Annotated in this window: 9 protein-coding genes and 1 pseudogene; 3 read left to right on the top strand and 7 right to left on the bottom strand. The window is 56.5% G+C overall.

What is annotated here, in order from left to right; all coding sequences use genetic code 11:
- The coding region (gene thrS / locus ACIOZM_RS12730) for a threonine--tRNA ligase (RefSeq protein WP_401214020.1) at positions 1-1812 on the bottom strand (1812 nt) is incomplete at its 3' end.
- 370 nt (positions 1813-2182) lie between these two features.
- Here thrS and ACIOZM_RS12725 point away from each other — a divergent pair.
- On the top strand, positions 2183-2482 hold the full coding sequence (locus ACIOZM_RS12725; protein WP_401214017.1) for a hypothetical protein: 300 nt from the start codon (positions 2183-2185) through the stop codon (positions 2480-2482).
- Positions 2483-2774: 292 nt separating this feature from the next.
- A pseudogene (locus tag ACIOZM_RS12720) lies at positions 2775-2983 on the top strand (cold-shock protein).
- 73 nt (positions 2984-3056) lie between these two features.
- Here ACIOZM_RS12720 and ACIOZM_RS12715 read toward each other — a convergent pair.
- Together ACIOZM_RS12715 and ACIOZM_RS12710 are read right to left on the bottom strand one after the other, a co-directional pair.
- Positions 3057-3374, bottom strand: a complete 318-nt coding sequence (locus ACIOZM_RS12715) for an I78 family peptidase inhibitor (protein WP_401214014.1) — start codon at positions 3372-3374, stop codon at positions 3057-3059.
- Positions 3375-3540: 166 nt separating this feature from the next.
- Positions 3541-3846, bottom strand: a complete 306-nt coding sequence (locus ACIOZM_RS12710; RefSeq protein WP_401214011.1) for a hypothetical protein — start codon at positions 3844-3846, stop codon at positions 3541-3543.
- Positions 3847-3978: 132 nt separating this feature from the next.
- Here ACIOZM_RS12710 and ACIOZM_RS12705 point away from each other — a divergent pair, with 132 nt between their 5' ends.
- Positions 3979-4191 carry a hypothetical protein gene (locus ACIOZM_RS12705; protein ID WP_401214008.1) on the top strand — a complete coding sequence of 71 codons (213 nt, stop codon included), beginning with the start codon at positions 3979-3981 and terminating at the stop codon, positions 4189-4191.
- A 34-nt stretch (positions 4192-4225) separates the two neighbouring features.
- Here the strand turns inward: ACIOZM_RS12705 and ACIOZM_RS12700 are convergent, their stop codons facing one another.
- The 4 genes from ACIOZM_RS12700 to ACIOZM_RS12685 are packed head-to-tail and all read right to left on the bottom strand — an operon-like array spanning position 4226 to position 7662.
- The gene (locus tag ACIOZM_RS12700) at positions 4226-5254 is read right to left on the bottom strand and encodes a nucleoside hydrolase (protein WP_401214006.1); all 1029 of its coding nucleotides are present in this window, start codon (positions 5252-5254) and stop codon (positions 4226-4228) included.
- 45 nt (positions 5255-5299) lie between these two features.
- Positions 5300-5704, bottom strand: a complete 405-nt coding sequence (gene rbsD / locus ACIOZM_RS12695; protein ID WP_401214003.1) for a D-ribose pyranase — start codon at positions 5702-5704, stop codon at positions 5300-5302.
- Positions 5701-6618: a ribokinase gene (gene rbsK, locus ACIOZM_RS12690; RefSeq protein WP_401214000.1), complete on the bottom strand. Its 918-nt coding sequence runs from the start codon at positions 6616-6618 to the stop codon at positions 5701-5703. Before rbsK ends, rbsD begins: the two co-directional genes overlap by 4 nt.
- 24 nt (positions 6619-6642) lie before the next feature.
- Positions 6643-7662, bottom strand: a complete 1020-nt coding sequence (locus ACIOZM_RS12685) for a LacI family DNA-binding transcriptional regulator (RefSeq protein ID WP_401213997.1) — start codon at positions 7660-7662, stop codon at positions 6643-6645.
- Position 7663: the final 1 nt, after the last annotated feature.

Here is a 7663-nt window from a genome sequence, read left to right as displayed (position 1 = left end):
AGTCTGCACCTCGACTTCCTTATCTCCGATAACCAAGAGATAGGGAACCTTGAGCAAAGTATGCTCGCGGATTTTAAAGCCGATCTTTTCATTTCTCAAGTCGGACTTGGCACGAAATCCGCTTTCGTTGAGAGTTTTTTCGACTTCGGCGACAAAATCCGCCTGTTTATCAGTGATATTCATGATCACTGCCTGAGTCGGAGCCAGCCACGCAGGGAACGCGCCCTCGTAGTGCTCGATCAGAATCCCGACGAAACGTTCGAAGGATCCAAGGATCGCCCGGTGCAACATTACCGGGTGCTTGCGACTGTTGTCTTCGGAGACGTATTCGGCTCCCAAACGGATCGGCAGGTTAAAATCGAGCTGCAAGGTACCACATTGCCAAACACGGCCAAGGCAATCTTTCAGCGAGAACTCGATTTTCGGACCGTAGAAAGCACCCTCGCCCGGCTGCAGATCGTACGCAAGGCCCGCGCTGTCTAGCGCTGCGGCCAATGCAGCTTCGGCGCGATCCCACAATTCGTCGGAGCCAACGCGTTTTTCCGGACGAGTGGACAGCTTCATCTCGACATCGGTGAAGCCGAAATCGCGATAAACGTCCATGGTCAGCTTGATGAACGCTGCCGATTCGGCCTGCATCTGCTCTTCTGTGCAGAAGATGTGGGCGTCGTCCTGAGTGAACGCACGTACACGCATGATGCCGTGCAGAGCACCCGACGGCTCGTTACGATGGCAGGCACCGAACTCGGCCAGACGCATCGGCAGCTCGCGGTAGCTCTTCAGGCCCTGATTGAATACCTGCACGTGGCACGGGCAGTTCATCGGCTTGATGGCGTAGTCGCGGTTTTCCGACTGAGTGGTGAACATGTTGTCGGCGTAGTTGGCCCAATGCCCGGATTTCTCCCAAAGGCTGCGGTCAACCACTTGCGGCGTCTTGATCTCGAGATAGCCGTTGTCACGCTGCACTTTGCGCATGTACTGCTCAAGCACCTGGTACAGAGTCCAGCCGTTCGGGTGCCAGAACACCATGCCCGGGGATTCTTCCTGAGTGTGGAACAGGCCAAGACGTTTGCCGATTTTGCGGTGATCGCGTTTTTCAGCTTCTTCGATGCGCTGGATGTAGGCAGCCAGCTGCTTCTTGTCAGCCCAAGCGGTGCCGTAAACGCGCTGCAACTGCTCGTTCTTGGCATCACCGCGCCAGTAGGCGCCGGACAGTTTGGTCAGTTTGAAGGATTTCAGGAAACGCGTGTTCGGCACGTGCGGGCCACGGCACATGTCGACGTATTCTTCGTGATAGTACAGACCCATGGCCTGCTCGTTCGGCATGTCCTCGACCAGACGCAGCTTGTAGTCTTCGCCGCGGGCCTTGAACACTTCGATCACTTCGGCGCGCGGAGTGACTTTCTTGATCACGTCGTAATCTTTTTCGATCAGCTGCTGCATGCGCTGTTCGATGGCGGCCATGTCGTCCGGAGTAAAAGGACGTTCGAAGGCGATGTCGTAATAGAAGCCGTCGTCGATGACCGGACCGATGACCATTTTGGCCGTCGGGTACAGCTGCTTGACCGCGTGGCCAACCAGGTGAGCGCAAGAGTGGCGAATGATCTCCAGCCCCTCTTCATCCTTTGGCGTAATGATTTGCAGCGAAGCGTCGCTGTCGATGATGTCGCTGGCGTCAACCAGCTTGCCATTGACCTTGCCGGCCACGGTGGCTTTGGCCAGACCTGCACCAATGGATGCGGCGACCTCGGCTACGGAAACCGGGTGATCGAATGAACGTTGACTGCCGTCGGGAAGAGTAATAGTTGGCATGGCGCCTCCTCTCCTAGTGGTGACCCCTACCAAAGGTCACGTGGGTTGGGATGAGCCAGTACAAGATCCGATCCAGGCCATTCAATGACGAACGCCTGCCTTACAGCGGCAGGAGCCTTGCGGCCAACCGGAAAACCGAACCAGAGTGACTGGGATTCAAATCAGAGTTATTCGTGCGTAAACCGCCACCGGGACTGAAGATCACCGAAGCTTGCAAACGCCCGAGCCGGGCATGCTAGCACAGATGAACGGTCGCCGATGTGAACGAATCAAAATGTCCATTCCTGGGGCGAAAAGTGAACTTGGGATATACGCTTTGCCTCGAATAGACTGAGAATCGTCGCCGATATCAATCCAAGGAGTTACAGACATGCGCCTTATCCGTCTTTTTGCTTTCGCTGCCCCGCTGGCCATGCTTCTGCCGCTGAGCGCTCAAGCGGCCTGGCCTGCCGGTGTAAAAGCCCAGTACATGAATGACTGCACAGCTGCTGCCAGCAAAAGCGTCAACCCTACTGTGGCCAAGCAACATTGCACCTGTGGCGCCGACGTTCTGGAGAAGAAATTCACCACACAGGAAATCGCCCAACTGATGGACAAGAACACCCCGCCAAGTGGCGAACTGGGCCAGCGCGCACTGAAAGAAATCTCGGTTTGCCGCGTTCAGAAATAAGCCCTATCGAGAGCGCTTTCGAGCTGCGGAGGGGTAAAAAAGCCCTGAAAAAGCCCCGAATTCGATAATTTACACAGCTTTTATAGCTTTTTTTACACCCTTTACTCCCGGCTAGAAGCCCCGCAAACCGGGGCTTTCAGCGATTCCAGCAAACGAACAAAGTGCAATATGAAAGCAAACAGCACGTCCGGGGGGCTTACAAAGTGAACATTTCGACTATGATACCCGGGTGTGCCCAGTTGGCCTGAGCAGCACAGTACTACTGAAAATATATGTTTCTTGGAGATACACCATGTCTAATCGCCAAACCGGCACCGTTAAATGGTTCAACGATGAAAAAGGCTTCGCTTCATAACTCCACAATCCGGTGACGACCTGTTCGTACACTTCAAAGCTATCGAATCCGACGGTTTCAAAAGCCTGAAAGAAGGCCAGACTGTCTCCTTCGTGGCTGAGAAAGGCCAAAAGGGTATGCAAGCTGCACAGGTTCGCCCAGAGTAATTTCTCGGCGCACTAAAAAAACCCCGTCCATGTGACGGGGTTTTTTATTGCCTGTAGCAAAAGCTGTCGGCGATCAGCCGCAGTTGACGCGAGTGACCACCAGATTGTTATCGGTGTTCAGATTCAGGCGATCGGAGCGGTACTCAAGAGTAATCATGTCGTTTGGCTTGAGGAAACGAGCGTTCTGCGCTCCGGCCTTGGCACGAGCCTGTTCCAGCAGTTCCGGCGAAGCCTTCTTGTCAATGGCAAACTCCGCTGCCGTTGCTTCACAGCGGCTGTGACCGGTGTCGGTCGCCACAGTGTCCTTCGTCGAATCGCTGGAGGTAGTGCTGCAACCGGCCAGCATGGCAACGGCCATAAGTGCACCCAATGACGCGAACTTCAAAGGCATGAAGCCTCCTTCTTTCAATAGTTAAGCTGAGATCGTGCGACCGCCATTTTGGCATTTGGTTTCGCACCCAGTGCTATCACCTTGCCCCACGACCCGGTAAAACGCAGAGTGTGCCTCAATAGCGTCCGACGTTTGTACGCGTAATCGTCACTGAATATTAACGAGCTCAGTAGACGTCGATGTAGTCATACGGTGGGTTCGGCCAGTTTTCCTTGAGCGCATTGAAGATCTGCATCACCCAGACTTCATCGCTGGCCGCGACGTTGCCGACATAGCCCGAGCCCTTGGCCCAGGTCTCCAGCCGAAACAGCAGTCCGTCGATATCCTGACCGCCGGTAACGCCAGAAGAAAGGTAAGCGATGCCGCCCTTGGTGACACGCAACTGAGTGTGTTCGTCGTCACTGGCCGAGGCCAGCAATCGGCGTACAGCCTCAAGTGTCAGCCCGTCAGGGGTGTTCAAATCAATCTGCACAACGCGATCCTTGGGTCAGCCGGAAAAGACCAAGTGTCGCACAGCACCGGGCTCATGCCTAAGTCGCAGTGCCAAACGCCCGACAAAGTGGTTAACTCGACACTCAGATTTCCCGACCTTTCGAGCACACTCATGAGCAGCGTAAGCATCGACGCCGACATCAAGGCCAAATGGGCAGACGGACACAGTTCCTATAGTCCGGGGACCACGGAGGAACTGGCAATTATCGGGATAGACCTTTTGGTCAAGGAATTGGGAACCGTAGCGGCTCAGCAATTCATCTCGCAGATATTCGAGCGATATCCGCACGAGCAGGTCGTCGATACACAAACCACCAACGCGTAAAAAACCCGCAGGCTGGCACCTGCGGGCGTATTGCTTACTTCAGACGCTTAAGGCGTTCGGTCAACAGATCGAAGAAGCCTTGCGCATCGCCGTTTTCCACCCAGAAAGCATTTTTCGGTGCCTTCAGGCCGTCGTACCAATCGACAACGGTCTGGCCGAACGTCGGGCCTTCGCGGCTATCGACAACCACGTTCACCGAGCGACCGGTAAACAGTTCCGGCTTGAGCAGATAAGCGATAACGGTGGCGTCATGCACCGGGCCACCCGGGATGCCGTAGTGTTCCATATCCCCTTTGATGTACTCGTTGAGGATGTCGCCGACAATCTTGCTCGCATTGTTGTTCAGCGCTGCGATCTGCTTCAGGCGCGCATCACTGGTGAGAATCTTGTGCGTCACATCCAGCGGCAGGTAGGTCAGTTTCACGCCGCTTTTGAGCACCACTTCAGCCGCTTGCGGGTCGGCAAACAGGTTGAACTCAGCCACAGGGGTGATGTTGCCGCCATTGAAATGCGCGCCACCCATGATTACCACTTCCTTGATGCCTTGAACGATCTCTGGCTCCTGAATCAGCGCCAGCGCCAGGTTGGTCTGCGGGCCAAGCATGGCGATGGTGATGCTGTGCGGCTTGGCTTTTTTCAGGGTATCGATCAGATAGTTGACCGCGTTGCCTTCTGCCAGACCTTTTTTCGGCTCATGCACGGTGACACCCGACAGGCCTTCCTTGCCATGGATGTTCTCGGCGTAGATCGGTGTGCGCATCAGCGGTCTAGGCGCGCCGGCGTACACAGGCACATCTTCACGCCCCGCCCACTCACGCGCCAGGCGCGCATTGCGTGAGGTCTTGTCGAGACGCACGTTGCCGGCCACGGTGGTCAGCGCACGAATGTTCAATTCGTCTGGCGAAGCCAGAGCGAACAGCAGTGCGACCACGTCATCGGCGCCCGGGTCGGTGTCGATGATCAGATCGATTTTTTCCGCGGCTTGAGCGCCTGTAGCGGTAATCAGAGACAAGAGCAGAAAACTCCGAAGCAATTGGTGCAGTTTTTGAGCATAGCGGTGCATGGCGCATTCCTTGTGCTTAAGAAATCAAAAGGGCTTGAACCCTGTTTAGAACGTAACCCCAGCCACCAGCACGATGTTGCAGTACGGCTGACATTCGCCTGTACGAACAATCGCCCGTGCCTGTCGGCTAAGAACTTTGAATTGCTCGTGATTGAGCAGATCGCGCCGACCGAGGGCGCTTGCGTCATTCAACTCGTCCAGCGCGATCAGCGCGCTCGGCTGTTTGTCGAAGATTTCGCTGGCCAGTACATGACTTTCAACCTGCATTTCACTCAGCACGACTTTCAGTGTGCTGATGAAATCCGGAACACCGTGGGTCAATGCCAGATCGATCAACTCGACACCCGGCGGCACCGGCAGACCGGCATCACCGATCACTACCATGTCGCCATGGCCAAGGGATGCAATCAGTCGCGACAACGCGACGTTGAGCAAAGGAGTCTTTTTCATGCGGGTTTGAAGGCCTGTACGTCGGATTGCGTTGGAATGGAAGGTTGCGCACCGGCACGAGTCACAGACAGCGCGGCAGCGATCTGCCCATAGCGAATGGCTTCTGCTTCGGTCTGGCCGTCAGCCAGCGCCGCTGCGAAACCACCGACAAAGGTATCCCCTGCCGCCGTGGTATCGACAGCCTTCACCTTTGGTGCCGGGAAATGCTCGAAACGCTGGCCGTCGGCGAACAACGAACCCTGAGCACCAAGGGTGATGATCACTTTGCCTGCGCCCATGGCAATCAGTCGGCTGGCAGCTACTTCGGCGGATGCCAGCGAGTCCACCGGCAAGCCGCTTAACGCCGTGGCTTCGCTTTCGTTGGGGATCAGGTAGTCAATCGATGCATACCAATCCGCTGGCAAAGGGCGACTGGCGGGGGCCGGGTTGAGGATCACGGTTTTGCCCAGCTCGCGCCCACGCTTGAGCGCGTGACCAACCGAAGCATCGGGAATCTCAAGCTGACAGATGATCACGTCTGCGGCCTGCAACACGGCATCGAACCGGTCGACGACTGCTTCCGTCAACGCACCATTGGCGCCGGCAACAATCACGATTGCGTTCTGACTGTTGTCATCAACCACGATCAACGCCACGCCACTGGAATCCTCGACAGTGCTCACCGCCTGGCAATCGATTTGCTCGGCGAGCAATGCGTCACGCAATTGCACGCCGTAATCATCGTTGCCCACACAGCCAATCATCGCCACTTGCGCGCCCAGACGAGCAGCGGCCACAGCCTGATTGGCGCCTTTGCCGCCCGAAACGGTGGTGAACGAATGACCGATCAGCGTTTCACCCCCCTTGGGCAGGCGTGGCGCACGAGTCACCAGATCCATGTTCAGGCTGCCTATTACCACTACATTTGCTGGCATACATCACTACTCGTCAATTCGGTTTCAGCGGTATTCAGTGAACACGCCGGACAGCGGCGCAGTCGACTCTCGCAGGACAATACTGGGGGTCACGATCCGTTGATCGGTGGCCAGACTCGGGGTGGCAATCCTTCGCAGCAGCACTTCGGCAGCCATCTCGCCCAGTTGCAGGATCGACTGGCCGACCGTGGTCAGCGCAGGGTAAACGTAACGACTCATCTGGATATCATCGAAGCCGATGACCGACAGCTCCGCCGGCACGCGCATGTTGCGCTCAGCGGCGGCGCGCAACACACCGATGCCGATCATGTCGTTACCGGCGAAGATCGCACTCGGCGGATTTTTTTCCAGCAAAATCGCCGCCGCGTTGTAACCGCCGGTACTGGTGAAGTCACTTTCCAGCATGCGTTCAAGCGGCACTTCAATGCCCGCCTCGCTCAGCGCCCGGCAAAAACCAGCCAGACGCATTTGCGCCACACTGGTACTCGCAGGGCCGCCAATGGTGGCGATGTCTCGATGACCAAGTTCCAGCAGATGCCGGGTGGCGAGGTACGCGCCGTATTCGTGATCGATGCGCACCAGATCCGCATTGACGCCTTCCAGACCCCGGTCGACGATAACCATCGGCGTCTTAACCCCGGCCAGCCCTTGCGCCAGGCTGCTGTCACCACCGGCAGACGCGACGATCAAGCCGTCGATACGCTTTTCCAGCAGCACCCGCAGATAGCTTCGCTGTTTTTCCGGATTGTCGTCGGAGTTGCAGAGAATCACGCAGTAGCCATTACGCTCGCAGTAATCCTCGATCCCCCGCGCCAGTTCGGCGAAGTACGGGTTGAGGCTGTTGGGCACCAGCAGACCGATAGTCGCAGTGGTTTTGGCCTTTAAAGATCGAGCCACAGCACTCGGCACGTAATCGAGACTTTTGATCGCCGCCTCGACTTTCAGTCGCACTTCCAGGCTGACCGGGCGCGTCTTGTTCACAACATGCGACACCGTCGTGTAGGAAATCCCCGCGAGCGCTGCCACATCCTTGATCGTTGCCATG

Source organism: Pseudomonas sp. NPDC087346 (genome assembly GCF_044744235.1).
Taxonomy (GTDB): domain Bacteria; phylum Pseudomonadota; class Gammaproteobacteria; order Pseudomonadales; family Pseudomonadaceae; genus Aquipseudomonas.
The sequence above is the reverse complement of the archived record's forward strand: the minus strand, read 5'-3'. Positions and strand labels throughout refer to the sequence as shown.

Bases quoted from the DNA above. Each gene is read 5' to 3' on its own strand.
- ACIOZM_RS12725 (WP_401214017.1), top strand. From the start codon at position 2,183: ATGCGCCTTATCCGTCTTTTTGCTTTCGCTGCCCCGCTGGCCATGCTT.
- ACIOZM_RS12715 (WP_401214014.1), bottom strand. From the start codon at position 3,374: ATGCCTTTGAAGTTCGCGTCATTGGGTGCACTTATGGCCGTTGCCATG.
- ACIOZM_RS12705 (WP_401214008.1), top strand. From the start codon at position 3,979: ATGAGCAGCGTAAGCATCGACGCCGACATCAAGGCCAAATGGGCAGAC.
- ACIOZM_RS12700 (WP_401214006.1), bottom strand. From the start codon at position 5,254: ATGCACCGCTATGCTCAAAAACTGCACCAATTGCTTCGGAGTTTTCTG.
- rbsD (WP_401214003.1), bottom strand. From the start codon at position 5,704: ATGAAAAAGACTCCTTTGCTCAACGTCGCGTTGTCGCGACTGATTGCA.
- rbsK (WP_401214000.1), bottom strand. From the start codon at position 6,618: ATGCCAGCAAATGTAGTGGTAATAGGCAGCCTGAACATGGATCTGGTG.
- ACIOZM_RS12685 (WP_401213997.1), bottom strand. From the start codon at position 7,662: ATGGCAACGATCAAGGATGTGGCAGCGCTCGCGGGGATTTCCTACACG.